The sequence below is a fragment of the Pseudomonas sp. BNK-44-b genome (genome assembly GCF_047456245.1).
GTDB lineage: Bacteria > Pseudomonadota > Gammaproteobacteria > Pseudomonadales > Pseudomonadaceae > Aquipseudomonas > Aquipseudomonas machongensis.
Genome location: NZ_CP179908.1, coordinates 1,879,150 through 1,903,452 on the forward strand (window position 1 = coordinate 1,879,150; position 24,303 = coordinate 1,903,452).

Annotated in this window: 24 protein-coding genes; 18 read left to right on the forward strand and 6 right to left on the reverse strand. The window is 65.6% G+C overall.

Annotation, left to right across the window (positions count from 1 at the left end; genetic code table 11):
* Positions 1 to 147 precede the first annotated feature (147 nt).
* On the reverse strand, positions 148 to 1,605 hold the full coding sequence (locus ACMGGG_RS08650) for a PLP-dependent aminotransferase family protein (RefSeq protein ID WP_414155273.1): 1,458 nt from the start codon (positions 1,603 to 1,605) through the stop codon (positions 148 to 150).
* Between the two features lie 93 nt (positions 1,606 to 1,698).
* Here ACMGGG_RS08650 and ACMGGG_RS08655 point away from each other — a divergent pair, with 93 nt between their 5' ends.
* The 3 genes from ACMGGG_RS08655 to ACMGGG_RS08665 all read left to right on the forward strand — a co-directional run bounded on the left by ACMGGG_RS08655 (position 1,699) and on the right by ACMGGG_RS08665 (position 3,848).
* Positions 1,699 to 2,130 (forward strand): GNAT family N-acetyltransferase, encoded by a 432-nt coding sequence (locus tag ACMGGG_RS08655; protein ID WP_063544377.1) that lies wholly within the window; start codon positions 1,699 to 1,701, stop codon positions 2,128 to 2,130.
* A 90-nt stretch (positions 2,131 to 2,220) separates the two neighbouring features.
* The gene (locus tag ACMGGG_RS08660) at positions 2,221 to 2,838 is read left to right on the forward strand and encodes an FMN-dependent NADH-azoreductase (protein ID WP_414155274.1); all 618 of its coding nucleotides are present in this window, start codon (positions 2,221 to 2,223) and stop codon (positions 2,836 to 2,838) included.
* A complete protein-coding gene (locus ACMGGG_RS08665) occupies positions 2,835 to 3,848 on the forward strand; it encodes a hypothetical protein (RefSeq protein WP_414155275.1) in 1,014 nt (337 codons plus the stop codon). Before ACMGGG_RS08660 ends, ACMGGG_RS08665 begins: the two co-directional genes overlap by 4 nt.
* A gap of 14 nt (positions 3,849 to 3,862) precedes the next feature.
* Here the strand turns inward: ACMGGG_RS08665 and ACMGGG_RS08670 are convergent, their stop codons facing one another.
* Positions 3,863 to 4,984, reverse strand: coding sequence for a mechanosensitive ion channel family protein (locus tag ACMGGG_RS08670; RefSeq protein WP_151923966.1), 1,122 nt, complete (start codon positions 4,982 to 4,984; stop codon positions 3,863 to 3,865).
* A 212-nt stretch (positions 4,985 to 5,196) separates the two neighbouring features.
* On the opposite strand from ACMGGG_RS08670, the gene ACMGGG_RS08675 reads away from it, so the two are divergent.
* The 4 genes from ACMGGG_RS08675 (at position 5,197) to ACMGGG_RS08690 (ending at position 10,175) form a co-directional block, all read left to right on the forward strand.
* Positions 5,197 to 5,712: a sigma-70 family RNA polymerase sigma factor gene (locus ACMGGG_RS08675; RefSeq protein WP_414155276.1), complete on the forward strand. Its 516-nt coding sequence runs from the start codon at positions 5,197 to 5,199 to the stop codon at positions 5,710 to 5,712.
* On the forward strand, positions 5,709 to 6,656 hold the full coding sequence (locus ACMGGG_RS08680; RefSeq protein WP_414155277.1) for a FecR domain-containing protein: 948 nt from the start codon (positions 5,709 to 5,711) through the stop codon (positions 6,654 to 6,656). The genes ACMGGG_RS08675 and ACMGGG_RS08680 overlap by 4 nt, the downstream gene beginning before the upstream one ends.
* A 67-nt stretch (positions 6,657 to 6,723) precedes the next feature.
* Positions 6,724 to 9,117: a TonB-dependent siderophore receptor gene (locus ACMGGG_RS08685; protein ID WP_414155278.1), complete on the forward strand. Its 2,394-nt coding sequence runs from the start codon at positions 6,724 to 6,726 to the stop codon at positions 9,115 to 9,117.
* A 152-nt stretch (positions 9,118 to 9,269) separates the two neighbouring features.
* A complete protein-coding gene (locus ACMGGG_RS08690) occupies positions 9,270 to 10,175 on the forward strand; it encodes a LysR family transcriptional regulator (protein WP_054892743.1) in 906 nt (301 codons plus the stop codon).
* 64 nt (positions 10,176 to 10,239) lie between these two features.
* Here the strand turns inward: ACMGGG_RS08690 and ACMGGG_RS08695 are convergent, their stop codons facing one another.
* Together ACMGGG_RS08695 and ACMGGG_RS08700 are read right to left on the reverse strand one after the other, a co-directional pair.
* The gene (locus ACMGGG_RS08695; RefSeq protein ID WP_063544388.1) at positions 10,240 to 10,656 is read right to left on the reverse strand and encodes a RidA family protein; all 417 of its coding nucleotides are present in this window, start codon (positions 10,654 to 10,656) and stop codon (positions 10,240 to 10,242) included.
* On the reverse strand, positions 10,656 to 11,975 hold the full coding sequence (locus ACMGGG_RS08700) for a flavin-containing monooxygenase (RefSeq protein WP_414155279.1): 1,320 nt from the start codon (positions 11,973 to 11,975) through the stop codon (positions 10,656 to 10,658). The genes ACMGGG_RS08695 and ACMGGG_RS08700 overlap by 1 nt, the downstream gene beginning before the upstream one ends.
* Before the next feature lie 281 nt (positions 11,976 to 12,256).
* Here ACMGGG_RS08700 and ACMGGG_RS08705 point away from each other — a divergent pair, with 281 nt between their 5' ends.
* Both ACMGGG_RS08705 and argE read left to right on the forward strand, forming a co-directional pair.
* Positions 12,257 to 12,934 (forward strand): DUF1028 domain-containing protein, encoded by a 678-nt coding sequence (locus ACMGGG_RS08705; RefSeq protein WP_112897978.1) that lies wholly within the window; start codon positions 12,257 to 12,259, stop codon positions 12,932 to 12,934.
* Positions 12,927 to 14,087, forward strand: coding sequence for an acetylornithine deacetylase (gene argE, locus ACMGGG_RS08710; protein ID WP_414155280.1), 1,161 nt, complete (start codon positions 12,927 to 12,929; stop codon positions 14,085 to 14,087). The genes ACMGGG_RS08705 and argE overlap by 8 nt, the downstream gene beginning before the upstream one ends.
* A 307-nt stretch (positions 14,088 to 14,394) precedes the next feature.
* Here argE and ACMGGG_RS08715 read toward each other — a convergent pair whose 3' ends face one another.
* Entirely contained in the window at positions 14,395 to 15,306 is a 912-nt protein-coding gene (locus tag ACMGGG_RS08715; protein WP_054893207.1) for a LysR family transcriptional regulator, read from the reverse strand.
* 121 nt (positions 15,307 to 15,427) lie between these two features.
* Here ACMGGG_RS08715 and ACMGGG_RS08720 point away from each other — a divergent pair, with 121 nt between their 5' ends.
* The 7 genes from ACMGGG_RS08720 to ACMGGG_RS08750 all read left to right on the forward strand — a co-directional run bounded on the left by ACMGGG_RS08720 (position 15,428) and on the right by ACMGGG_RS08750 (position 21,243).
* Positions 15,428 to 16,126, forward strand: a complete 699-nt coding sequence (locus ACMGGG_RS08720) for a CoA transferase subunit A (protein ID WP_054893208.1) — start codon at positions 15,428 to 15,430, stop codon at positions 16,124 to 16,126.
* Positions 16,127 to 16,160: 34 nt separating this feature from the next.
* Positions 16,161 to 16,817, forward strand: a complete 657-nt coding sequence (locus tag ACMGGG_RS08725; protein WP_054893209.1) for a CoA transferase subunit B — start codon at positions 16,161 to 16,163, stop codon at positions 16,815 to 16,817.
* A gap of 188 nt (positions 16,818 to 17,005) precedes the next feature.
* Positions 17,006 to 18,424, forward strand: coding sequence for a short-chain fatty acid transporter (locus tag ACMGGG_RS08730; protein ID WP_054893210.1), 1,419 nt, complete (start codon positions 17,006 to 17,008; stop codon positions 18,422 to 18,424).
* Positions 18,425 to 18,606: 182 nt separating this feature from the next.
* The gene (locus ACMGGG_RS08735; RefSeq protein ID WP_054893211.1) at positions 18,607 to 18,828 is read left to right on the forward strand and encodes an MbtH family protein; all 222 of its coding nucleotides are present in this window, start codon (positions 18,607 to 18,609) and stop codon (positions 18,826 to 18,828) included.
* Between the two features lie 3 nt (positions 18,829 to 18,831).
* Complete coding sequence (locus ACMGGG_RS08740; protein WP_414155281.1) at positions 18,832 to 19,551, forward strand: thioesterase II family protein; 720 nt, start codon at positions 18,832 to 18,834, stop codon at positions 19,549 to 19,551.
* Between the two features lie 61 nt (positions 19,552 to 19,612).
* Positions 19,613 to 20,164, forward strand: coding sequence for a hydrolase (locus ACMGGG_RS08745; RefSeq protein ID WP_054893213.1), 552 nt, complete (start codon positions 19,613 to 19,615; stop codon positions 20,162 to 20,164).
* 26 nt (positions 20,165 to 20,190) lie between these two features.
* Positions 20,191 to 21,243, forward strand: coding sequence for a DUF1615 domain-containing protein (locus ACMGGG_RS08750; protein ID WP_414155282.1), 1,053 nt, complete (start codon positions 20,191 to 20,193; stop codon positions 21,241 to 21,243).
* A gap of 42 nt (positions 21,244 to 21,285) precedes the next feature.
* Here ACMGGG_RS08750 and ACMGGG_RS08755 read toward each other — a convergent pair whose 3' ends face one another.
* Positions 21,286 to 22,512: an MFS transporter gene (locus tag ACMGGG_RS08755; protein WP_063544401.1), complete on the reverse strand. Its 1,227-nt coding sequence runs from the start codon at positions 22,510 to 22,512 to the stop codon at positions 21,286 to 21,288.
* A gap of 239 nt (positions 22,513 to 22,751) precedes the next feature.
* Here ACMGGG_RS08755 and ACMGGG_RS08760 point away from each other — a divergent pair, with 239 nt between their 5' ends.
* Both ACMGGG_RS08760 and ACMGGG_RS08765 read left to right on the forward strand, forming a co-directional pair.
* On the forward strand, positions 22,752 to 23,267 hold the full coding sequence (locus ACMGGG_RS08760) for a sigma-70 family RNA polymerase sigma factor (RefSeq protein ID WP_414155283.1): 516 nt from the start codon (positions 22,752 to 22,754) through the stop codon (positions 23,265 to 23,267).
* Positions 23,264 to 24,184: a FecR domain-containing protein gene (locus tag ACMGGG_RS08765; RefSeq protein WP_414155284.1), complete on the forward strand. Its 921-nt coding sequence runs from the start codon at positions 23,264 to 23,266 to the stop codon at positions 24,182 to 24,184. The genes ACMGGG_RS08760 and ACMGGG_RS08765 overlap by 4 nt, the downstream gene beginning before the upstream one ends.
* The last annotated feature ends 119 nt before the right edge of the window (positions 24,185 to 24,303 follow it).

Below are 24,303 nucleotides of genomic sequence, written 5' to 3' on the forward strand. Positions count from 1 at the left end.
GTGGTTCCTGTGGGGTAGGTTGACAGCCGGATTCTGGTCCGATTCCCCAGCGGGATAATCACCTGAGCAAGAGCTTGTTAATTCCATTTACATTAACAAATCAATTGTAAGAATTTGTTTGTACTTGGAAATTGAAACAAAAGGTGTTCATTTGTTTCTGTGTGTTTTGACCCTTCCTGTGTCGTCCAGCGCCTTCCACACCGCTTCCAACTGGCTTACCGCTGCTATCGCGTCTTCGGCGCAGATGAAATTGGCAAAGCCCATCAGCAGCCCTTGCTCTGGCGAGGGTTGGGCCCGCCACTCGCCCAGTGCGTGCAGCGCCATGCCCTCGGCTCGTGCGCTGGAGGCGAGCAGGCGCTCGTCGGTTGCATCCAGGATATGCGCCAGCACATGGATGCCTCCGGCCTGCTGTTGCACGCTCAGGCGTGTGCCCAGGCGTTCCTGCAAGGCATCGACCAGGTAGCCGCGACGGGAGGCGTACAGCTTGCGCATCTTGTTCAGGTGGCGGGCAAAGTGGCCTTGCTCCATGAACTGCGCCACGGTCGCCTGCGGCGCGATGGCCCCAGGGCCTGGCAGGTGACAGGCGCTGTGGTTGAAGCGCTCGACCTGGGAAATCGGCACCACCAGATAGGCCAGGCGCAGGCCGGGATACAGCACTTTGCTGAAGGTGCCGGTGTAGAGCACGCGCCCTTCGCGGTCCAGGCTCTTGAGCGCAGGCAGGGGGCGGCCGTGATAGCGGAATTCGCTGTCGTAGTCGTCCTCCACGATCCAGGCATCGGCGCCCATGGCCCAGTCCAGCAGGTCCAGTCGCCGCTGCAGGCTGAGTGCTACGCCCATTGGGCTCTGGTGGGTCGGTGTGACCACCGCGAACCGCGCCTGCGCCGCCAGGCGCCGACCTTGCGCGACATCCAGGCCGTCGCGGTCCACCGCCACCGGTTGCAGGCGCATGCCGAGGTGCTCCAGGCACTGGCGCGCGTGCAGGTAGCCCGGGTCTTCGTACCAGCCCAGGTCGCCGGGGCGCAGCAGGGTTCGGCATACCAGGTCGAGCGCGCCACGGTAGCCATTGGTGACGAACACCTGCTCATGGCTGCAGTTGATGCCGCGGGAAATGCCCAGGTAGGTGGCGATGGCGCGCCGCAATTGCGTATGGCCGGCGGGCGGTGGTGTGATCATGGCCGGATTGTCGAGGCCGCGCAGGTGACGCGCTGCCAGACGCGCCCAGGTCTTGCGCGGGAAGGCATCCAAGGCTGGCAGCCCGAGGCGGAAGGGCGGCAGCTCGGTGCGTGGGTCCTGTTTCTGCTGCGGCGAGGGGGCAGCCTGCTCGAGGTTGATCTGGGCGCTGCCGGACAGTTTGCACAGTCCTGGCGCAACCCTCGTGCCCGCCGCTCCGCGGGTGATGAAATAGCCTTCGCCGACCAGCATCTGGTAAGCCATCTCCACCGTGCCCCGGGCCAGGTTCAGCTCACTGGCCAGGCTGCGCACCGAGGGCACTCGGTCACCCGCTCGCAGCTTGCCTTTGGCAATCGCTTCGCGATAGCGCTGGTAGAGCTGCAGGTAGATGGGCGCGGTATGTTCGCGGCTGGGTTTGAGCTGCTGCAGGTCCATGGGGCATGTCCCATTCAATTGAGCGATTCTTGCACCTGTGAGGTAGGTCATGATCTTCCTAGAGTGGCGACCAGACCTCAAGAGACACATGCCATGAATACCTTTCGCCTGGCCCACGTTGAAACCGACGCGCAGTTGCAAGCCTGCTTTGCAGTGATGAGCGAACTGCGACCCCATCTTGCCGATACCGCCGCGTTCATTGACCAGGTACGGCGCCAGGCCGGCCAGAACTATCGCCTGCTGGCGGCCTGGCAGGGCGAGGAGGCCAAGGCGCTGGCCGGTTACCGGTTGCAGGAGAACCTGCTCTACGGACGCTTCCTGTATGTCGATGACCTGGTCGCCAGCGTCGAGGCCCGCAGCCACGGCCTCGGCGCGGCCCTGATCGATGCCTTGCGCGAGGAGGCCCGGGCACAGGGCTGCGCGCACCTTGTGCTCGATACCGCGCTGGGCAACGCCTTGGGCCAGCGTTTCTATTTCCGCCAGGGCCTGCTGGCCAAGGCCATGCACTTCAGCCAGGCCCTGTAGCCCGACGTTTCGCTTTTCCCACTCCCGGAGACTACCGATGAGCCCGTGTCCACTGGCCTGCATCCGCAAGCCCCTGTTCGGAACCCCCGCATGAATATTCTGCATATCGATTGCAGCACCAGGGCCGACTCCCACAGCCGGGCGCTTTCGGCAGCGCTTGTCGCCCACTTGTCCAAAGACATGCCCCAGGTGCGGGTGACCCGCCGTGACCTGGGCCTGGCGCCCATCGCCCATGCGTCGGCAGCCTACGCCGACGGCCTGCAGTCGCCCCAGGCGCTGCAGGAGGCACTGGCTGGCTCGGCCATGACGCTGTCCGAGCAACTGATCGTGGAAGTCGAGCACGCCGACGTGCTGGTGATCGGTACACCGATGCACAATTTCACCGTGCCATCGGTGTTCAAGGCCTGGCTCGACCAGGTACTGCGCGTCGGACGCACCATCGGTCGTACAGCCGAGGGACGCAAGACCGGCCTGCTCGCCGATCGCCCGGTGCATGTGGCGATCGCTGCCGGTGGTTTTTTCAGCGGCGAGCGTCCCAGCCAGCCGGACTTTCTCACCCCTTACCTGAGCGCCGCCTTTGCCTGCATCGGCCTGCATTCGGTGCATTACCTGGCTTTGCAGGGCACCGCAGTACTTGAGCCTGCGCAACTGCGCGTCGAGCATGAGCGGCTGCTGGACAGTCTGGCTGAGGGGAGGGCGCGTCCATGACCCTTGTCGAACAACCCGCACCGCTGGCGTTCGAGCGCCTGGGCAGCCGCAGTCCGCTAGCCGTACCGCTGATGGCGGTGCTGGTGTATCCGTTTCTGTTGATGCTGTTCCACGCCTATGTCAGCGAGCCGAGCGGCCTGGATGGCATCGGCGCGGTGATTGCGCTTGCACTCGCCTTCGCGGTACCGATTCCGGGATTGCTGGTGGCCGGGCGTGCCGAGGTGTCGGTGGGCGTGCGCCGGTTCGCCTATGCCAGCGTGGCTGCGCCGACCCTGTATGTGTTCCTCGGCGTGGTGCAGGCGCTGCTGGGCAGCACGCTGCCCGATCCGCTGGTGTGGTGCGTGCTGTGGCTGGGGTTGGCTACGCTTGCGCTGCTGAGCGGGCGGCAGCAGGCGGGGGCATTCGTCACCGGGGGCCTCGGTCGCTGGCGCGTGGCCCACGGTGTGAGTGGTGCGATTCTGTGCCTGTACGTGCTGTTCCACCTGGCCAATCACCTGACCGGGCTGGTCGGGCCTGAGCTGCACGCCCAGGTCATGGACCTCGGCCGTACCGTTTACCGGGCAGGCTTCATCGAACCGCTGCTGGTGATGGCCTTCGTCTTCCAGGTGGTCAGCGGCCTGCACCTGGCCTGGCGCTGGAGCGCGCGGGTACAGGATCGGCTGCGCACCTTGCAGGTGGCGTCCGGGGTGTTCCTGTCGTTGTTCGTGCTTGGGCACATGAACTCGGTGTTCATCTACGCCCGCACCTACCTGGGCATTCCCACCGACTGGAATTTCGCCACCGGCGCGCCCACCGGCCTGTTGTTCGATCCCTGGAACATCCGCCTGGTGCCGCACTACACCCTGGGTGTGTTTCTGGTCCTGGTGCACCTGCTGCTGGGGCTGCGCGTGGTGATGCAGGCGCACGGCGCGCAGGAGCGGACCGTACGTCTGATCTGGCGCAGTGGCTTGCTCGCCTGCGCGGCCATTGCACTGGCGATCATCGCCGGGATGTGCGGGGTGAGGCTGTAGCGCCGGGGCAGCGTTCAGTTCCCCAGCGAGTCTCGGCCCCTGACCTGCGTGAACTGGTTCGAGGCCTCCGGCAAGCCCGTCACCTTGATCGAGCGCGCGCCGACGGCAAACTTGGCGCCGACCTTGGCGAAGCGCTCGAGCAACTGGAAGTTGATCGCCTGCTGGATATCCATGTACAGGTTGTAGCCGGGGTCGAGGACGATATAAACGGCCTCGAACTCCAGCGCCTCCTTGCCGAAGCCACGCAGGTGGGCGCGGTCGAAGCGCACCTGGCCCTGGGCTTTGATCGACTCTTCGACGATCGCCGGGGCCTTTTTCACCGCCTCCGTGGGCGTGTCGTACGACAGGCCGAACTCGAAGACGATGCGTCGCTCCTGCAGGCGCTTGTAGTTCTGGATGGTGCTGCTGATCATGCCGGCGTTGGCCATGACGATCTGCTCGCCACCGAGGCTACGGATGCGTGTGGTCTTCAGGCCGATGTTCTCCACGGTGCCGGCGAGCGAGCCGATGACGATGAAGTCGCCGACCTCGAACGGTTTGTCGACGGCAATCGACAGCGAGGCGAACAGGTCGCCCAGCACATTCTGCACCGCCAGGGCCACGGCGATGCCGCCGACGCCAAGGCTGGCGACGAAGGCGGTGATGTTCACGCCCAGGTTCGACAGCATCGCCAGCAGCACCACCGACCACAGCAGCACCCGCGCGCCCCAGCCCGACAGGGTCGCCAGCGCGCTGCCGCGATAGGTGTTGCCGGTGTCGTGGCGGGCGAAGTAGCGGGTCAGGCCAATGGCGATGGCGCGGTTGGCCCACAGGCCGATCTGCAAGGCTGCGACCACGAACCACAGGCTGCCGACCCGGTCCAGCCAGCGTTCCGGCAGGTCCAGCACGCCAAGGCCGACCAGCAGCGAGGCGAGCATCAGCAGGAAGTTGCTGGTGCCTTCGAGTACCTGGGTGATGAGCTTGCTGAGCTGCCCGTCATGGCTGGACCACTGGCGGGCGCGGCGCTTGAGGAAACTCAGCGCCCAGCGCGTCACCAGGAAGGTGATCACGGTCACCGTCAGGGCCAGCAGCAGGTTGAGGATGGAGATGCCGAATACCGTGGTGGTGGTCAGCAACTGCAGAAATCGTTCGTCCATCGGGTCCCCCTCCGAGGTGGTGTTGATTGCAGGGTGTGCCGTGGGGCACAAACTGTTTAGAAGGGAGAGGTAGATGAGGGTTTAATCGGATTTTGCCGGTGGCTCTTGCCGCCGCTTCGCGGGCGGATCACAGCAGAGCACCTTGGCGAGCGCATGAGAAATAATTAGAATCACTCGCATTCGTATCTCATCCTTCCCCAGTGTGCCTCCGAATGTCCGACCCCGCCGCGGCACCCGAATCCAGCTTCAACACCCTCTATCGCGACCATCGCAGCTGGCTGCAAGGCTGGTTGCACCGGCGCCTGGGCGATGCCTGGACGGCGGCGGACCTGACCCACGACACCTTCCTGCGGGTCCTCGCGGCGCAGCAGGCCAAGGCCGTGCCGAGCCTGCGCGAGCCACGGGCCTACCTGCTGACGGTCGGGCGTCGGTTGCTGGTCAATCATTACAAGCGGCGCAGCCTCGAGCAGGCCTACCTGGACGCCCTCGCCAACCTGCCCGAGGCGCTTGCACCGTCACCGGAGCAGCGCTGGTTGCTGCTGGAAACCTTGCAGGCCCTGGATGACCTGCTCGATGGCCTGCCTGCCGTGGTACGCCGGGCCTTTCTCTGGTCGCAGCTCGAAGGGCTGGACTACGCCAGCATCGCCGCGCGACTGGAGGTGTCCGAGCGTACGGTGAAACGCTATATGGCCAAGGCATACGAACACTGCCTGCTGGTGGACCTGTGAGCGCCCCGGCGGAGGTCGGCGCACGCCAGTTGGCCCGTGAGGCAGCACAGTGGCTGGCCTTGCAGGATGCCGGCCAGCTCGACACGGAGCAGGCTGCTGCGCTGCAACGCTGGCGCGCCCGCAGTGCCGCCCATGAAGCCTTGTGGCAGAAGGCCGAGGGGCTGCGCCAGCGCTTCGCCCAGGTACCGGCGCCATTGGCGGTGGCTTGCCTGGACCGCCCCGATCCAGATCGCCGCCGCGTGCTGGGGCAGATGCTGGGTGTTGGCGCGCTGCTGCCGCTGGCCTGGCTGGGTTATCGGCAGTTGCCGCTGGACGGCTGGCGTGCCGACCTGCGTACCGCCACGGGCGAGCGCCGCGGCTTGACCTTGCCGGATGGCAGCCGGTTGCAGCTCAATACCGCCACCGCAGTCAATCTGGACTTCGCCGAAGGCCGCCACTGGCTGCAGTTGGTGCAGGGGGAGATTGCCCTCGACGCCGTTGGCCCGCTGCAGGTGCAGACCCGCGACGGCCTGGTGCGCGTGCAGGGGGCTGGGGTGTGCATGCGTGAGCGTGCGCAGGGCTGTGTGGTGTCGGTCACCCGTGGCCAGGTCAGCCTGCAAGCGCTGGCCGGGCCGGCGGTCCGCCTGGAGGCCGGTCAGCGGGCGACACTGAGCGCCTCCGGGGTGACCGCCAGCCAGCCGTTCGACGCCCAACTGCCCGGTTGGCAGCAGGGGTTGTTGATCGTTGACGACCAGCCCCTGGGCGATCTGCTGCGTGAACTGGATCGGTACCGCCCCGGGCTGTTGCGCTGGGACCCGGTGCTGGAGCAATTGGCGGTGACCGGCACCTTCCAGCTCGACGACACCGACCGCATTCTGGCCCTGCTGGCGGCGAGCCTGCCGCTTCAGGTGCATTACCGCACCCGCTATTGGGTGTCGCTGACCCCGCGCAAGAAAATTGCCTGACCGCTGTCCCTTTTCTGGCGCCCGCTTGTCATCAAGGGTATCCACCCCTGATCTGAGAGCGTTCCGGATGTCCCGCACCCCTTTGCTTCGCCCGTTATCCCTGCACCTGATGCGCGCTGGCCTGCTGCTTGCGCTGGGGCTGCCCGCGTCTGGCTGGGCCGATGAAGCGCGGCGCAGCTATCAGGTGCCGGGCGGCAGCCTTGGCGCCGTGCTGACACGCTTTGCTGGCCAGGCTGGGGTCAGCTTGTCGGTGGACCCGGCGCTGGTCGCCGGGCGCAGCAGCCTGGGACTTGCCGGCGAATACGGGGTCGAGGAGGGCTTCGCCGCCTTGCTGCAGGGCTCGGGCCTGATACTGGTCTCGGCAGGGCCCGGTAGCTTCACCCTGGTGCGCCAGGCCGCGCCGGTCGAGGGCGCGCATGTGCTGCCCGACATCAATGTCCATGGCCAGGGCGCCGCGCCGGCAGCAGACGCCTATGCCGGTGGCCAGGTGTCACGACGGGGCAGCCTCGGCATGTTGGGCGAGCGTGACTACATGGAGACGCCCCTGAGCATGACCTCCTACACCCGCGAGATATTGCAGAACCAGCAGGCCCGTACCCTTGCCGATGTCGTTGCCAACGATCCCTCGGTGCGCAGCACCAACCCGGCGGGCGGGCGTTTCGAGCAGTTCTCCGTGCGCGGCTTCAGCCTCTACAACAGCGATGTCGCCTACGGTGGGTTGTATGGTGTGCTGCCGACCTATTCGATCGACATGGAGATGGTCGAGCGGGTCGATATCCTCAAAGGGCCGGGTGCTCTGCTTGGCGGCCTGGCGCCCAATGGCAGCATTGGCGGCGGGGTGAACATCGAGCCCAAGCGCGCTGGCGAGACGCCGCTGACCGAGTTCACCGCGCTGTACGCCTCGGCGGGACAAGGGGGCGGTCATCTGGACATCGGTCGACGCTTCGGTGACGACCAGCGCTTTGGCGTGCGCCTGAATGCGGTGCGCCAGGCCGGCGACACCGAATGGGATCACCAGCATATGGACCGCGAGGCGACCGTGCTGGGCCTGGATATGAAAGGCGAGCGCACTCGCCTGTCGCTGGATATCGGCCATCAGTCGCGTGACGTGGATGCGCCAATGGAGCGTGTGGGCCTTGCCGCAGGGCTCAAGGTGCCGGATGCCAAGGATGTTCACCACAATTTCGCCCAGCCCTGGAGCTACTCGCGGGCCAAGGATACCTTCGGCGCCGTGCGCGGCGAGTATGACCTGAGCGACAACTGGATGCTGCTGGGCGCCCTGGGTGCGCGCAAGGGCGACTACGACTTCATGCGCCATGCCGTGCAGGTGGTCAACGAATCCGGTCGCTTCACCGTCAGCCCGCGCGCCTTCCAACGCGAGGAAGACGTGGTTACCGGCACCGTCGGCGTGCGCGGCTGGTTCAACACCGGCGCGGTCGGCCATACCCTCAACATCAGCCTCAATCGCTTCGACCTGACCTTCGACAACAGCGGTGCGCGCTATGCCAACGGCGTCAGCAACCTGTTCGACCCGGTGACCTTGCCCGCACCGGGTGCGCCGTTGGCCGACGACAACCCGACCCACACCAACACCGTGCTGTCGAGCCTGGCCCTGGCCGATACCCTGAGTTTCGCTGACGACACCGTGCTGCTCACCCTCGGCGCGCGCTTTCAGCGTGTCGAGGTCGACAGCTCCGAGCCCGGCGAGCCCGACCAGCGCTACGACGAGCGCGCCACCTCGCCGGCCATGGGCCTGGTGTGGCGCACCACCGAGCAGCTGTCGCTGTACTTCAACTACATGGAGGGCCTGACCCAGGGCCAGGTGGCACCGGAAACGGCGAACAACGCCGGCAAGGTCTTCGCGCCATACCGCAGCAAGCAACTGGAGGTCGGCGCCAAGTACGACATGGGGCGTTTCAGCACCACGGTCAGCCTGTTCCGCATCGAGAAACCGTCGTACTTCACCGATGCCCAGAACAACCTCAGCGCCGACGGCGAGCAGCGCAACCAGGGCCTGGAAATCAGCCTGTTCGGCGAACCGCTGGACGGGGTGCGGGTGTTGGGTGGGGCGATGTTCCTCGATGCCGAGCAGACCCGCACGGCTAATGGCCGCAACGATGGCAACCGGGCCATCGGCGCGCCGGTGGTCAATGCCAACCTTGGCGTTGAGTGGGACCTGCCGGCCATCGACGGGCTGACCCTCAGCGCGCGTGTCATCCATACCGGCAACCAGTACCTGGATGCCGCCAACCGGCAGAAGGTCGACGCCTGGCAGCGTTATGACCTGGGCGCGCGCTACGCGCTCAAGCTCGGTGACAAGGACGTCACCCTGCGGGCCAGCGTCGAGAATGTGCTGGACAAGACCTACTGGGCCTCGGCCAACGTCCCCGACGGCACCGCCACCGGCCTGACCCTGTCGACCCCGCGAACCTGGCTGCTGTCGGCGACGGTCGGGTTCTGAGGGACCGTTGCCCTGGGGGCGGGCAACAAGCGAGCAAAAATATGCTCAGCCCCCAGGCAAATCCTAGGCTGCACTGGCCGCACGCGCGCCCGCCACTAAGGTAAGGTGAGAGGAAAATTCCGCGCGCCGCCCACGGCGCCCCAGAGGTGCCCATGGCTTCCTACACCTTGCGACAACTCAAGTACTTCGTCACCACCGTGGAGGCTGGCAGTGTTGCCGAGGCTTCGCGCCAGCTGTACATCGCCCAGCCGTCGATCTCCACCGCGATCAAGAGCCTGGAAGAGAGCTTCGGTGTGCAGTTGTTCATTCGTCACCACGCCCAGGGCGTGTCGCTGACCCCCAGCGGCAAGCGCTTCTACGCCAAGACCAAGGCGCTGCTGCAGATGTCCCATGAGTTCGAGCAGAACGCCCTGGCCGACAACGATACGGTGGCCGGGCAGATCGACATCGGCTGCTTCGAGACCGTTGCGCCGCTTTATCTGCCCCGGTTGATCGCAGGGTTTCGCGAGCGCTACCCCGGTGTCGACATCCGCCTGCGTGACGGTGAGCAGCAGGAGCTGATCCAGGGGCTGACCGCCGGCACCTTCGACCTGGCGTTTCTCTACGACCACGACCTGGACGGCACCATCGAGGCCGAGCCGCTGATGCCGCCGCAGAAGCCCTATGTGCTGCTGCCCGAGAAGCACCGCTTCGCCAGCCAGGCCCAGGTTTCGCTGCGCGACCTGTGCCCGGAGCCGATGATCCTGCTCGACGTTGCGCCGAGCCGTACCTACTTCGTCAGCCTGTTCAACGAGATGGGGCTGACGCCGAACATCGTCTTCAGTTCGCCATCGATCGAGATGGTGCGCGGGATGGTAGGGCAGGGGTTCGGTTTTTCGCTGCTGGTGACCCGGCCGCATTCACCCTTCACCTACGATGGCAAGCGCCTGGTGACACTGGATATCGCCGAGCCGGTGGCGTTGTCGGGGCTGGCGGCGGCGCACCTCAAGCGTGTGCAATTGACCAAGCCTGCGCAGTTGTTCGTCGAGTTCTGTCGCGAAGAGTTGGCGAAGCTGTAAACGATTCGCGGCGGTTCGGCTACCCGAACCGCCGCGAACAGAACACCGCGGTGGCAATCAGTGCTTACTGCTCATCCGGCACCACAGCGATCACATCGATTTCCATCAACCACTCAGCCTGCGCCAGACCCGCGACCACCAGCCCGGTGGAGATCGGGAACACGCCCTTGAGCCACTTGCCGACTTCGCGGTACACCGGCTCGCGGAAGCGTGGGTCGGTAATGTAGGTGGTGGTCTTGACGATATGCGACAGGTCGGAGCCGGCCTCTTCAAGCAGTTGCTTGACGTTTTTCATCGCCTGCTCGGCCTGCGCCTGCGGGTCGCCCAGACCGACCAGGCGGCCTTCGAAATCGGTGCCGACCTGGCCGCGTACATAGATGGTGTTGCCGGCACGCACGGCCTGGCAGAGGTCATTGTCCAGGGTCTGGTTGGGGTAGGTGGCCTTGGTGTTGAACATGCGGATGCGGGTATGGGTAGGCATCAGTGGGCTCCGAGGGTGCTGACGTTGCTGATCGAGGTGTGTGGCTGTTCATCCGCTGCGCGCTGGTCGCGGTCGCGATAGGCCAGGTAGGTGCGCTGGGTGGCGATATGGCCGGCGACGTGCTTGGCGTCGTGCCATACGCCCCAGATGAACGACGAGCCGCGGCGCGACAGCCAGGGCAGGCCGAGGAAATACACCCCCGGCTCGCGGGCCACGCCGCGCTGGTGCTGGGGTTTGCCGTTGGCGTCGAAGGTGTCGACCTGCAGCCAGCTGAAGTCCACGCCGTAGCCGGTGGCCCAGATGATGCTGGTGACGCCAGCCTTGGCCAGGTCCAGTTCCAGCAGCGGGTTGCTGACGCAGTCCGGGTCGTCCAGGCGTTGGCGCGCTTCGGGCTCTTCGGGCAGGTCCAGGCCGTTGCGCTCGATGTAGGCATCGGCGGCATCGAGCAGGGCCAGGTAGTTCTCGTCGCCGCGGTTGATGTTGTCGGCCAGGTTGTCCTGGAAACGCACCACGCCGTCTTCGAACGACTGGGTCAGGCCGACCAGGGTCATGCCCTGGTGGGCGAGGGCGCGGAAGTCCACGGTATGGCCGCCACGGGCACCGCTGACGGCAATGGTCACGTGTTCGCGGCCTGGCTTGGCGATTTCCGCGTCCCATTCACCCAGCACGCCCAGCCACCAGCAGAAGTCGCGGTTGCGGTAGGCGCGTGGTGGGCGGTCGTGGGCACCGACCGAGAGGTAGACCTGGCGCCCGGCGCGCATCAGCTCTTCGGCGATCTGCACCCCGGAAGACCCGGCACCGACGACCAGCACCCCACCTTCAGGCAATTGCTGCGGGTTGTAGTAGGCGGCGGAGTGGATCTGGTGCAGGCGTTCATCCTTTGGCGCAATGGCCGGGATCACCGGTTTCTGGAACGGCCCGGTGGCGGCGACCACGCGGTTGGCGCGGATCACGCCTTCGTTGGTTTCGATGGTGAAGCCCGGGCGGTCGCTGTTGCGCACCACGCGCTTGACTTCGATGCCGGTACGCACGGGCAGGTTGTACTTACGCACGTAGCGCTCGAAGTAATCGGCGACCTGGTCCTTGCCAGCGAAAGCGTCGGCATCGAGGTCGAATTCAAGGCCAGGGAAGCGGTCGTGCCAGACTGGCCCGTTGGCCACCAGCGAGTCCCAGCGCCCGGTGCGCCAGGCCTCGGCGATGCGGTTGCGTTCCAGCACCAGGTGCGGCACGCCGAGTTTGCTCAGGTGTTCGCTCATGGCCACGCCGGCCTGGCCGGCGCCGACCACGAGGGTGTCGATTTCGAGATTGTTTAATGTCATGTCCGAGCCCTTGTTCAGGCGGTTTTTGTCAGGTCGGTTTTGGAGGACCGCCGTTACCTGGGGCCAGACTAGGGATGCACGGAATTTCGCGAAAATAGTATTTAGCTGGGGCTTGCCGATAAATTGGCGAAGGGTGGCAGCGCTGCAGCGAGCAGCCCGGCAGATTTGCCCAGCAAACCCGCGGTGCCCAGTTTTTTCCTCGCCAATGCCAAGCAAAATGCTCGTTTCGCCGCCGCCAGGGCTTGCCGAGAATGCCGGTAAACCCAGAAAGGAGCTGCACCATGACCTTCTCCATCATCGGCCGCTGCCAGGAAACCGGCCAGGTCGGCATCGCCATCAGCTCGTCCAGCATCGCCGTCGGTGCCCGCTGCCCGTGGGTGCGCGCCGGGGTAGGGGCGGTAGCGACGCAGAACATCACCTTGCCGGCCCTCGGCCCGCAGATCCTCGACGCCCTCGAGCAGGGCCAGTTGCCGCCTGCCGCAGCGATGGACCGGGTGCTCAGCGCCAACGGCTGGAGCGAGTACCGCCAGGTGACGGTGATCGACAGCCACGGCCAGGTCGCGCTGTTCACCGGCAAAGAAGCACTCGGCGTACATAACGCCGTCGCCGGCGAGCAGTGTGCCGCCGCGGGCAACCTGCTGGCCTCGCCGCAGGTGATCGAGGCGATGGTGCACGCGTTCGAGCAGGCCGGTGGGCACCTGGCCGATCGCTTGCTGGCGGCGATGCACGCGGCCATGGCCGCCGGTGGCGAGGCAGGCCCTGTGCACTCGGCCGCCCTGAAGATCGCCGGTGAGCTGACCTGGCCGCTGGTGGACCTGCGTGTGGACTGGGCCGAGCACGATCCGATCGGCGAACTCGACCGCCTGTGGCAGGCCTATCGCCCACAGATGCAGGACTACGTCACCCGCGCCCTGAACCCGACCACCGCACCCAGCTACGGGGTGCCGGGCGATGAGTGATCTCACCAGCCGCGCCGTGCTGGAGCGCCTGATCGGCTTTGCCACGGTCAGTCGCGACTCCAACCTCGAACTGATCGGTTTCATCCGCGATTACCTGGCGGGGCTGGGAGTCGAGAGCGAACTGTTCCTCAACGAGGAGGGCACCAAGGCCAACCTGTTCGCCACCATCGGCCCGACCGATCGTGGCGGCGTGGTGCTGTCCGGGCATACCGATGTGGTGCCGGTGGACGGCCAGGCCTGGAGCGTCGAGCCGTTTCGTCTGAGCGAGCGCGATGGCCGCCTGTATGGCCGTGGCACGGCCGACATGAAGGGCTTTATCGCCTCGGTGCTGGCGGCGGTGCCGGCGTTTCTCGCCCAGCCGCTGAAGACGCCGGTGCACCTGGCATTCTCCTATGACGAAGAGGTCGGCTGCCTCGGTGTGCGCTCGATGCTGGAGGCGCTCGAACAGCGCCCGAACAAGCCACGCCTGTGCCTGATCGGCGAACCCACCGAGCTCAAACCCGTGCTCGGGCACAAGGGCAAGCTGGCCATGCGCTGCCAGGTGCACGGCGCCGCGTGCCACTCGGCCTATGCACCTTATGGTGTCAATGCCATCGAATACGCAGCGCAATTGATCGGCAAGCTGGGCGAGATCGGCGGCGAGCTTGGCCGTCCCGAGCACCATGACGCGCGCTTCGATCCGCCGTTCTCTACCGTGCAGACTGGCGTGATCAAGGGCGGCCGGGCGCTGAACATCGTGCCTGAGGAGTGCGAGTTCGACTTCGAGGTGCGCGCTTTGCCGGGCTTTGAAGCCAAGGTCGTGGCCGAGCGCCTGCAGACCTACGCCGAAACCGACCTGCTGCCACGCATGCGTGCCGTCAGTGATGCCAGCGAGATCCGTCTCACGCCGCTCAGTGCCTACCCTGGGCTGGCAACGTCCGAAGACAGCGAAGCAGCGCGCCTGGTGGCGCTGCTCAGCGGCTCGGAAGATTTCGGCACCGTGGCCTTTGGCACCGAAGGTGGGCTGTTCGATCAGGCGGGGATCCCGACCGTGGTCTGCGGGCCGGGCAGCATGGATCAGGGGCACAAGCCGGACGAGTTCGTCAGCGTCGTGCAACTGCAGGGTTGTGATGCGATGTTGCTGCGCTTGCGTGATTATCTTGTTGGTAACTGATTGCTACGGGGAGGTGCTTGCCGAAAGATTTTCAGCGCCTATGAGATCGAGCGCCGCCCGCGCGGCGCTTCGCGGGCAAGCCCGCTCCTACATTTGTTTCGGGCCAGTTATGCCTGTGCCACAGGCGCGCGACCGCCTGGTGTGTACGACTCGGTACCGCGTCGCACGCCAAAGGGGTCGCGCGAAAATGCCACAGGACTCATTGGCCCGAAACAAACTGTGGGAGCGGGCTTGCCCGCGAAGCGCCGCGCGGGCGGCGCTCGATCTCATAGGCGCTGAAAAACCTCAGGCAAGCACCTTTCAGCCCTCACGCAACCCCATGCGAACACACCTCCGGCGCACGGGTATGTGACAGCAACACATCCAGCAACGCCTGCGCCGCAGTGGACAACTTGTGGTCGCTCAGGGCGATGACCCCGATGCGCCGCTCGACAGTGGGCTCGACCAAAGGTACGCAGCGCGCCCCCAGCTCCTGCATCTGGTTGATGCACAGTGCCGGTACGGCACTGACGCCCAAACCATTGGCAACCATGCGCCCGACCGTGGACAACTGGTGGCTTTCGAAGGCCACCGCCAGCCGGCCATGCTCGGCGGCCAGGTGTTGCTCGAGCAGCAGGCGTACCGCCGAAGGGCGTTGCAGGGCGATGAAGTCATGAGTCAACAGTTCGCGCCAGCTCACCTGGGGCTGCTGCGCCAAGGGTGAATCGCCCGGCACCACGGCGACGAAGCGGTCCAGGTACAACGGGTGAAACTGCAAGGCATCGCTGCGCTCGGGCTCGAAACCTATGCCCAGTTCGACGCGGCGGTGGCGGACCAGTTCCAGCACCTGCTCGTTGATCACGTCGTGCACGGTGACGTTGACCTTGGGGTAGCGCTGGCGAAACACCTTCAGTGACTGCGGCAGCAGGTTGCCGGCAAAGGCCGGCATCGCCGCCACCGACACCCGCCCCAGTTGCAGGGTGAAGCGCTGGCGCAGCATTTCCTCGGTATCGTCCCAGTCGGCCAGCAGGCGCCGGGCCAGCGGCAGCAGCACTTCGCCCTCGGCGGTGAGGCTGACGCTGCGTGTGGTACGGGTGAGCAGGGCGCCGCCGAGGTTGTCCTCCAGCGCCTTGATGGTCAGGCTCAGTGCCGGTTGCGAAATATGCAGGTGTTCGCCAGCCTGGGCGAAGCTCTGGTACTTGGCCACGGTGACGAAGGCGCGCAGTTGCTTGACGTTCATGGCGGGTCCGCAGGTTGTTTTGCAAAAGTTATCAATCGATGACGAAAACAAAATTAACAAATCAGTCGCCAGCGGTGAAGATGCCTTCCACACGCTCAAACAACTACAAAGGCGGATCAGCATGGCCGGACTGGACAAGCGCGTAGCAACCTATGAACAGGCTCTCGAAGGCCTGACCGACGACATGACGGTACTGGCCGGCGGCTTCGGCCTGTGTGGCATCCCCGAGAACCTCATCGCCGAGATCAAGCGCCGCGGGGTCAAGGGCCTGACGGTGGTCTCCAACAACTGCGGCGTCGACGGCTTCGGCCTGGGCGTGCTGCTCGAAGACCGGCAGATCCGCAAGATGGTCGCCTCCTATGTCGGCGAGAACGCCGAGTTCGAGCGCCAGTTGCTCAGCGGCGAGCTGGAAGTGGAACTCACCCCCCAAGGCACCCTGGCCGAGAAGATGCGCGCCGGCGGTGCTGGTATCCCGGCCTTCTACACCGCCACGGGCTACGGCACCCCGGTCGCCGAAGGCAAAGAGGTGCGTGAGTTCAACGGCCGCAAGTACATCCTCGAAGAATCCATCACCGGCGACTTCGCCATCGTCAAGGGCTGGAAGGCCGACCACTACGGCAACGTGGTGTACCGCAACACCGCCCAGAACTTCAATCCGCTGGCCGCCACCGCCGGCAAGATCACCGTGGTCGAGGTCGAGGAAATCGTCGAGCCGGGCGTGCTGCTGCCCAGCGAGATCCACACGCCGGGAATCTTCGTCGACCGGGTCATCGTCGGCACCTTCGAGAAGCGCATCGAGAAGCGCACCGTCAAGGCCTGAGCGCCGTCCACAGAACAACAAAGAGATCCTGACCATGGCACTGACCCGCGAACAGATGGCTCAACGCGTCGCCCGTGAACTGAAGGACGGCTACTACGTCAACCTCGGCATCGGCATCCCCACCCTGGTGGCCAACTATGTGCCCGCCGACATGGACGTGATGCTGCAATCGGAGAACGGCCTGCTCGGCATGGGCGAGTTCCCCACCGAGAGCACCCTCGACCCCGACATGATCAACGCCGGCAAGCAAACCGTGACCGCCCGCCGTGGCGCGTCGATCTTCGATTCGGCGCAATCCTTCGCCATGATCCGTGGCGGCCATGTCGACCTCACGGTGCTGGGCGCTTTCGAGGTGGACGTGGAGGGCAACATCGCCTCCTGGATGATCCCCGGCAAGCTGGTCAAGGGCATGGGGGGCGCCATGGACCTGGTGGCCGGCGCTGAAAACATCATCGTCACCATGACCCACGCCTCCAAGGACGGCGAGTCCAAGCTCCTGCCACGTTGCAGCCTGCCGCTGACGGGTGCTGGCTGCATCCGCAAGGTGCTTACCGACCTTGCCTACCTCGAGATCGAGAACGGCGCCTTCATCCTGCGCGAGACCGCGCCCGGGGTGAGCGTCCAGGAGATCGTCGAGAAAACCGCCGGCAAGCTGATCGTGCCGGACGATGTGAAAGAGATGACGTTCTAACGCTATTGCTTTACCTCCCCCCTGTAAGGGCGGGCTCGTTGTAGGGGCGGGCTTGCCCGCGAATGCGCCGGTACATTCACCAACGTATTCGCGGGCAAGCCCGCTCCCACGGCAAGCCCGCGCCTACAGGGGTTTTGCGTTGATAAACAAGCAACATCCACCAATAAGACCAAAAAAGGAAAACACTCGTGGCCGCTGAAATCCAAGACAGCCGCTCCGCCCGCTTCGCCCTGCGCTGCTCCAACTGGGCCGAACGCTGGTTCCCCGACTCCTGGGTGTTCGCCGCCCTGGCCGTGATGCTGGTGTGCCTGGGGGCCCTGGCCATGGGCGCCAAGCCCACCGACACCGCCAAGGCCTTTGGTGACGGCTTCTGGAGCCTGATCCCGTTCACCATGCAGATGGCCTTCGTGGTCATTGGCGGCTATGTGGTCGCAAGCTCGCCGCCTGCTGCGCGCCTGATCGACCGCCTCGCGCGCCTGCCCAAGAACGGCCGCTCGGCGGTGTGCTGGGTGGCGCTGATCTCGATGCTCGCCTCCTTGCTCAACTGGGGCCTTTCGCTGGTGTTCGGCGGCCTGCTGGTGCGTGCCCTGGCCCGTCGCACGGACCTGAAGATGGACTACCGCGCCGCGGGCGCTGCTGCCTACCTGGGCCTGGGTGCCGTGTGGGCGCTTGGCCTATCGTCGTCGGCTGCACAGTTGCAGGCCAACCCGGCCAGCCTGCCGCCGTCGATCCTGTCGATCACCGGCGTCATTCCGTTCACCGAGACCATCTTCCTCTGGCAGTCCGGGGTGATGCTGGCTGCGCTGGTGATCGTCTCGCTGGTCGTCGCCTACGCCACCGCGCCCGGACCGAACAGTGCGCGCAGCGCCCAGGACTGTGGTGTCGATCCGACCTTCACCGCCCCACCTGCGCCGCAGCGCACCCGCCCCGGCGAGTGGCTGGAGCACAGCCCGATCCTGATCCTGCTGCTGGTGGCCCTGGCGGCCGGCTGGCTGTACCAGGAGTTCGCCACCAAGCCTGCGATCACCGCCATCTCCGGGCTGAACACCTACAACCTGCTGTTCATCATGCTGGGCGCCTTGCTCCACTGGCGTCCGCGCAGCTTCCTCGACGCCGTGGCCCGTGCGGTGCCGACCACCACCGGCGTGCTGATCCAGTTCCCGCTGTACGGCTCGATCGCCGCCATCCTCACCCAGGTCAAGGGCGCCGACGCACAGACCCTGGCGCACCACATCTCGGTGTTCTTCACCCAGATCGCCACCCATGACACCTATGCCTTGCTGATGGGCGTGTATTCGGCGGTGCTGGGCTTCTTCATTCCGTCTGGCGGCGGCAAGTGGATCATCGAAGCGCCCTACGTGATGCTGGTGGCCAACGACCTGCAGTACCACCTGGGCTGGGCGGTGCAGATCTACAACGCCGCCGAGGCGCTGCCGAACCTGATCAACCCCTTCTACATGCTGCCATTGCTGGGCGTGCTGGGCCTGAAGGCGCGTGACCTGATCGGCTTCTCCTTCGTGCAACTGCTGGTGCACGTGCCCCTGGTGCTCGTGCTGCTCTGGGCGCTGGGCACCACCTTGCAGTACGTGCCGCCAGTGATGCCGTAGCCGCGTCATCGCGCACTACCGCGCTTGCGGTCCGCAATGGTCCGCAAGCGCTGCCCGCCGCTCGACGTCCTTGTATGTCGATCCGTGAAAAAAGCGTAATTTTCCCCCGTCTCCCTTCGTTTTCCTGAGAGCTGCCCTGCGTCCAGGCGGACCGGGCCATCATCACCCCAAGGAGACAGGCAATGACTTCCGTTTTCGACCGCGACGACATCGTGTTCCAGGTTGTGATCAATCACGAGGAACAGTACTCGATCTGGCCCGACTACAAGGCGATCCCCAACGGCTGGCGCGCCGCAGGCAAGAGTGGCCTGAAGAAAGACTGCCTGGCCTACATCGATGAAGTGTGGACCGACATGCGCCCCCTGAGCCTGCGCCAGAAGATGGCCGAAGCTGCGGTGCAGTGAGGCGTGACTGCACTCAACCTGCTATGCCTGCCGTACTCGGGCGCCAGTGCCATGGTCTACAGCCGCTGGCGGCGCAAGCTGCCGGCCTGGTTGCAGGTGCGCCCGGTGGAGTTGCCCGGGCGCGGCGCGCGCCTGGGCGAGCCGCTGCAAACCGACATGCAGGCACTGGCCCGGCAACTGGCCAGCGAGCAACGCCTGGCGGCGAGCACGCCCTATGCGCTGCTCGGGCACAGCCTGGGCGCGCTGCTCGCCTTCGAGCTGGCCCACGAGCTGCAAGCCTTGGGTTGCAAGGCGCCGGTCGCACTGTTTGCCTGCGGCACGGCGGCACCGACGCGACGTGAGGACTACGACGGCAAGGGCTGGCGCGAAGCCAAGACCGATGCCGAGCTGATCGACGAGCTGCGCCAGTTGCAGGGCACCCCCGAGGAGGTGCTGGCCAACGAAGAGCTCATGGGCCTGACCTTGCCGATTCTGCGCGCCGATTTCCTCATGTGCGGCCGCTACGACTATCGCCAACGCGCGCCGTTGCACTGCCCGTTGCATGTTTTGGGCGGCGAGGCCGACCGCGCCAGCGAAGAGCAACTGCTGGCCTGGCGTCGCGAAAGCCTGGGCGATTTCTCGCTGGAGGTCTTCCCCGGCGGGCACTTCTTCATCCATGAGCACGAAAACCGGGTGCTGAGCCTGCTGGCCGCCTCTCTGGAACCTCATCGACTTTCGGCATGATTGACGTAGGCCTTTGCCTGGGGGAGGCTGGGGGCTTTCCCACAGGACAAGGGTTGTCCCCATGCTGATCGATCCCCGCCAGGCCACGCTGCTGGTCGTCGATATCCAGGAACGCCTCATCGGTGCCATGAGCGACCCCGAGGGCACCCGCGCGCGGGCCCGCGGGTTGCTCGCCGCCACCGCCGAACTCGAGCTGCCCACGGTGATTTCCGAGCAGTACCCCAAGGGCCTGGGCCCGACCCTGGCCGAACTCAAGGCCGCCGCTACAGGGGCCGAGATCGTCGAAAAGCTGCACTTTTCCTGCGTGGCCGCCGAATGCCTGCCCGCCAGCCTGCTGGCGCGCGAGCAGGTGATCGTCTGTGGCATGGAAACCCACGTCTGCGTGCTGCAGACGGTGCTTGGCCTGCTGGGCCTGGGCAAGCAGGTGTTCGTGGTCGAGGACGTCTGCGACAGCCGCACCCCGGCAAACAAGGCGGCAGGCCTTGCGCGCATGCGCGACGCCGGGGCGCAGATCGTCACCCGCGAGATGGTGCTGTTCGAACTGCTGGGCAGTGCCAGCCACCCGTTGTTCCGCCATATCAGCAAGACCTACATCGTCGGTGACCCATCCTGAACCCGCGGCTGCTGGGCGCTGGGCTGATGCTGCTGGCCCTGCTGCAAGGCTGTGCCGGGCGCCGCGAGGAGGCGCCCGAAGTCGACCCTGCCCAGGTCCGCGCCCAGCTCATGCGCCTGCTGCCTGCCTCGGTCAAGGACCGCCAGGGCTGGGCCGAGGACATCCAGGTCGCGTTCACCGCCCAGGGCATCGCGCCCAGCCGCAGCAATCTGTGCGCGGTGCTGGCGGTGACCGAGCAGGAATCCACCTTCACCGCCGACCCCCAGGTGCCCAACCTGGGCCCCATCGCCCGCGAGGAAATCGACCGCCGCGCCGCGCGTCTGCATATCCCCAGGCTGCTGGTCGATGGCGCCCTGGCGACGCCTTCGGCGAACGGCCAGAGCTACCAGCAGCGCCTGCTGGCGGTACGCAGCGAGAAGCAGCTCAGCGCCCTGTTCGATGATTTCATCGCCGGCTTGCCGCTAGGCGACAAGTTGCTCGGTGGGCTCAACCCGGTGCGTACCGGCGGGCCTATGCAGGTCAGCATCGACTTTGCCGAACGCCATGCCAAGGACTATCCCTACCAGCGCCAGGGCACGATTCGCCAGGAGGTATTCAGCCGTCGCGGCGGCCTGTACTTCGGCATCGCCCACTTGTTGGGCTATCCCGCCCATTATGAGCGGCCGCTGTACCGCTTCGCCGATTTCAACGCAGGCTGGTACGCCAGCCGCAACGCCGCATTCCAGGCGGCGCTGAACAGCGTGACGGGTGCAGCGTTGGCCCTGGACGGCGACCTGATCGCACCGGGTGCGATCCTGCCAGGCACGACCGAGCGCGCGGCGCGCAGCCTTGGGGTGAAGCTGGGGCTGCGCAATCCGCAGATTCGCAGCCAGCTGGAATTGGAGAACAGTCTGGCGCTCGAGGACAGCGCCTTGTACCGCGGCGTATTTGCCCTCGCTGACGCCAAGGCGGGCAAACCACTGCCACGTGCGGTGCTGCCGGGGATCGTGCTCAAGAGCCCGAAGATCACCCGCAAGTTGACCACGGCGTGGTTTGCGGGGAGGGTGGACGAGCGCTACCAGCGCTGCATGACGCGTTGACCGACGCAAGCTGCAGGGGCCGCAACGCAGCCCCTGCAAGGCTCAGGCAGGCTGGGCTGCCAGGCTGTTGCTGACGTTACGCCCCAGTACCAGCACGGTGACGAATCCGCAACCGACCAGCGCCGTGGCCAGGCTCAGCAGCACCGAGCTGCCCAGTTGGTCGACGATCCGCCCACCGAAGAACGAGCCCAGTGCGATGATCACCTGGAACATGGCCACGAACAGCGGCATGCCGCGTTCGACATCCTTGGGCGCGACCACGAACATCCAGATGCTGGCACAGGCCGGGAAGGCACCGAAGGCAAAGCCCCACAGTGCGATCAGCATCACCGCCCCAGTCATGCCGGTGGCGAAGTAAGGGAACAGTGCGGTGCTGATGCCGATCAGCAAGGCCACCAGCAGCAGGGTGTAGCGCACGCTGCGGTTGGCGGCGAAGCCGGCGAACAGGTTGCCGATGACGCCGGCTACGCCGTAGAGCAGCAACAGCGAGCCGATGGTTGCGCCGTCGAAGCCCGAGCTTTGCTTGAAGAACGGTGCGACATAGGTGTACGCGGCAAAGTGCGCCAGGCCAATCAGCAAGACCGCGATCAGGCCGACCCGTGCCAGCGGATTGATGAACAGCGCCGGCAAGTCACTGATGCGGATGGCCTTGTCGGGATTGAGCCGTGGCAGCAGGAAGACCTGCGCGAGCAGCACCGGCACACCCAGCAGGGCGGTCACCAGGAAGGTCATGCGCCAGCCCATCAGGCCGCTGAGCCAGGTGCCGACCGGCACGCCCAGCACCGTGGCCAGGGTGACCCCGACCATGATGATCGAAGTCGCCTGGGCCACGCCCACCCCCTTGGGCGCCAGGCGCCCGCTCAGGGCAATGGCCGTGGCCCAGAAGCCACCGATGCTGATACCCAGCAGCACGCGGCCGAACAGCAGCAGGCTGAAGTCGCTGGCATAGGCCACCACCGAGTTGGCGATGATCATGATCAGCGTCAGGCCGATCAGCAGGTAGCGGCGGTCCATGGCACCGATGCCCACCGACAGCAGCGGAGCGGCGAGGGCGGCCATGATACCGGGCAGGGTGACCATCAGGCCGGCTTGCCCGGCACTGATGCCCAGGTCGCTGGCCACATCGTTGAGAACGCCTACCGGGAGGAATTCACTGGTCACCAGGGCGAAGGCGCCCACGGCAACCGAGAGAATCGCCAGCCACTGCTGTTTGACGCTCTGTTGGTTATGTTCAAGAAGGCCATCGGGGGCCTGATTGACGCTTGGCATGGTACGGATTCCAAGTGTTGTCGCCTGGAGCAGGCGCAGGAGGCGGGAAAATAGGAGGGCGATTATAGAAGTGGGTTCCGAAAGGCCTATAGGCAGGCCGTTCGATAGTAATCATCAGTGTGATCGATGGATCGCTCGGCTCACCTCATCCAGCGCGGCATTCCCAATCGCCCCTTCACTGAGTACACTTGCGACATGTTCTTATTTGCATTTAATAATCTTTTTCGGGGAGGGGCGTGATGTCCACCGTTGTAGCTGGCGGCGCGGCGCACATGGGTTTGGAAACACTGTACCGCGAGCACAGCGGCTGGCTGCGCGGCTGGTTGCGTCAGCGCATGAATAACGCCGCCGATGCTGCGGACTTGGCCCAGGACACGTTCATCCGGGTGTTGCTGGCGCGCAGTGCAGGCATGCTCAACGAGCCACGGCATTATCTGGCGACCATCGCTCGCGGCCTGGTCATCGATCTCTACCGGCGTCGCAGCCTGGAAAGCGCCTACCTCCAAGCCTTGGCGCAACAGCCCGAGCACTATGCGCCCAGCGCCGAAACCCGTGCTGCCGTGCTGGAAACATTGGTGGCCATCGATCGTATGCTCGATGGTCTCGGCGAGCGCACGCGGGCGATCTTCCTGGCCGTACAGCTTGACGGCCTTAGCTACGAAAAAGCCGCCACCCGGCTGGGTGTTTCGGTCAGCACCGTGCGCAAGCACCTGGCCCGTGGGTTGATGCATTGCTTGCTGATCGACGACGCATGAAGGCCATTCTAGCCGATGCTGTGAACTGGTATGTGCGCCTGCACGACAGCGACGTCGATGAAGCTACCCGCGTCCAATGGCAAGCCTGGTACGCCGCCGACAACCGTCATGCCGAAGCCTGGGCACGCCTGGAGCAATTGCAGTACCGCCTGGGCAACGCCCCTCGTGGTGCGGCGCAGACGCTGCAGACCGCACGCTGGGATCGACGTTCCGCGGTGAAGGCCCTGGCGCTGCTGCTCGGGGTCGGGGCGGTGGGGTGGCAGGGCTATCGGGTCTCGCCCTGGCGTGCCGATTACTGGACTCGGGTGGGGGAGCGGCGGCAATTGACGCTTGCCGACGGTACGCGGCTGGACCTCAACACTGACAGCCGGGTGGACGTCGTGTTCGACGCCGGGCAGCGCCTGATTCAACTGCGCCAGGGCGAGATTCTGGTGGACACTGCCCAGGATCCGCGTCCGCTCAGCGTGTGCACCGCCGAAGGTGACATCCTGGCCCTTGGCGCCCGCTTCAGCGTGCGCCAGGACGCTGGCGTAAGTCATGTCACGGTGGCCACCCAGGCCGTGGAGGTGCAAGCCAAGCGCATGTCGCAACGGCTGCGCATCGATACCGGCTACAGCCTGAGCTTCACTGCCGACAGTTTCGGGCCGCTGCGACCGATGGAGCCCGATGCCCAGGCCTGGGTCCAGGGCATGCTGGTCAGCGTCGATTGGCGCTTGGGTGATGTGGTGCAGGCCTTGGCCCGCTACCGGCCTGGTTATCTCGGCTGCTCGAAGGAGGTCGCCGGGCTGCGCTTGTCCGGCGCCTTCAACCTCGATGACACCAACGTTGCGCTGGCCAGCCTGGAAGACGCCTTGCCGATCCGCGTCCGACGCATGACCGACTACTGGGTGCGCCTGGAGCCCTCCGGGCTGGGGTAAGCGGGTCATAGGCGTTGCCCGAATTTTTTTTGCCTCGGGGTAACAGATTTCTTTTGCTGGCTCGGCCCTTGAGGGAGCGCGCATCTGGCGCGCCCATGCCAACCAGATCAGGAACCCCA

Excerpts from the sequence above, each read along its gene's own strand:
- ACMGGG_RS08685 (WP_414155278.1), top strand. The coding sequence starts at position 6,724 with ATGTCCCGCACCCCTTTGCTTCGCCCGTTATCCCTGCACCTGATGCGC.
- ACMGGG_RS08705 (WP_112897978.1), top strand. The coding sequence starts at position 12,257 with ATGACCTTCTCCATCATCGGCCGCTGCCAGGAAACCGGCCAGGTCGGC.
- ACMGGG_RS08700 (WP_414155279.1), bottom strand. The coding sequence starts at position 11,975 with ATGACATTAAACAATCTCGAAATCGACACCCTCGTGGTCGGCGCCGGC.
- ACMGGG_RS08720 (WP_054893208.1), top strand. The coding sequence starts at position 15,428 with ATGGCCGGACTGGACAAGCGCGTAGCAACCTATGAACAGGCTCTCGAA.
- ACMGGG_RS08675 (WP_414155276.1), top strand. The coding sequence starts at position 5,197 with ATGTCCGACCCCGCCGCGGCACCCGAATCCAGCTTCAACACCCTCTAT.
- ACMGGG_RS08655 (WP_063544377.1), top strand. The coding sequence starts at position 1,699 with ATGAATACCTTTCGCCTGGCCCACGTTGAAACCGACGCGCAGTTGCAA.
- ACMGGG_RS08660 (WP_414155274.1), top strand. The coding sequence starts at position 2,221 with ATGAATATTCTGCATATCGATTGCAGCACCAGGGCCGACTCCCACAGC.
- ACMGGG_RS08725 (WP_054893209.1), top strand. The coding sequence starts at position 16,161 with ATGGCACTGACCCGCGAACAGATGGCTCAACGCGTCGCCCGTGAACTG.
- ACMGGG_RS08750 (WP_414155282.1), top strand. The coding sequence starts at position 20,191 with ATGCTGCTGGCCCTGCTGCAAGGCTGTGCCGGGCGCCGCGAGGAGGCG.
- ACMGGG_RS08735 (WP_054893211.1), top strand. The coding sequence starts at position 18,607 with ATGACTTCCGTTTTCGACCGCGACGACATCGTGTTCCAGGTTGTGATC.
- ACMGGG_RS08650 (WP_414155273.1), bottom strand. The coding sequence starts at position 1,605 with ATGGACCTGCAGCAGCTCAAACCCAGCCGCGAACATACCGCGCCCATC.
- ACMGGG_RS08715 (WP_054893207.1), bottom strand. The coding sequence starts at position 15,306 with ATGAACGTCAAGCAACTGCGCGCCTTCGTCACCGTGGCCAAGTACCAG.
- argE (WP_414155280.1), top strand. The coding sequence starts at position 12,927 with ATGAGTGATCTCACCAGCCGCGCCGTGCTGGAGCGCCTGATCGGCTTT.
- ACMGGG_RS08665 (WP_414155275.1), top strand. The coding sequence starts at position 2,835 with ATGACCCTTGTCGAACAACCCGCACCGCTGGCGTTCGAGCGCCTGGGC.
- ACMGGG_RS08755 (WP_063544401.1), bottom strand. The coding sequence starts at position 22,512 with ATGCCAAGCGTCAATCAGGCCCCCGATGGCCTTCTTGAACATAACCAA.
- ACMGGG_RS08690 (WP_054892743.1), top strand. The coding sequence starts at position 9,270 with ATGGCTTCCTACACCTTGCGACAACTCAAGTACTTCGTCACCACCGTG.
- ACMGGG_RS08745 (WP_054893213.1), top strand. The coding sequence starts at position 19,613 with ATGCTGATCGATCCCCGCCAGGCCACGCTGCTGGTCGTCGATATCCAG.
- ACMGGG_RS08695 (WP_063544388.1), bottom strand. The coding sequence starts at position 10,656 with ATGCCTACCCATACCCGCATCCGCATGTTCAACACCAAGGCCACCTAC.
- ACMGGG_RS08670 (WP_151923966.1), bottom strand. The coding sequence starts at position 4,984 with ATGGACGAACGATTTCTGCAGTTGCTGACCACCACCACGGTATTCGGC.
- ACMGGG_RS08760 (WP_414155283.1), top strand. The coding sequence starts at position 22,752 with ATGTCCACCGTTGTAGCTGGCGGCGCGGCGCACATGGGTTTGGAAACA.
- ACMGGG_RS08765 (WP_414155284.1), top strand. The coding sequence starts at position 23,264 with ATGAAGGCCATTCTAGCCGATGCTGTGAACTGGTATGTGCGCCTGCAC.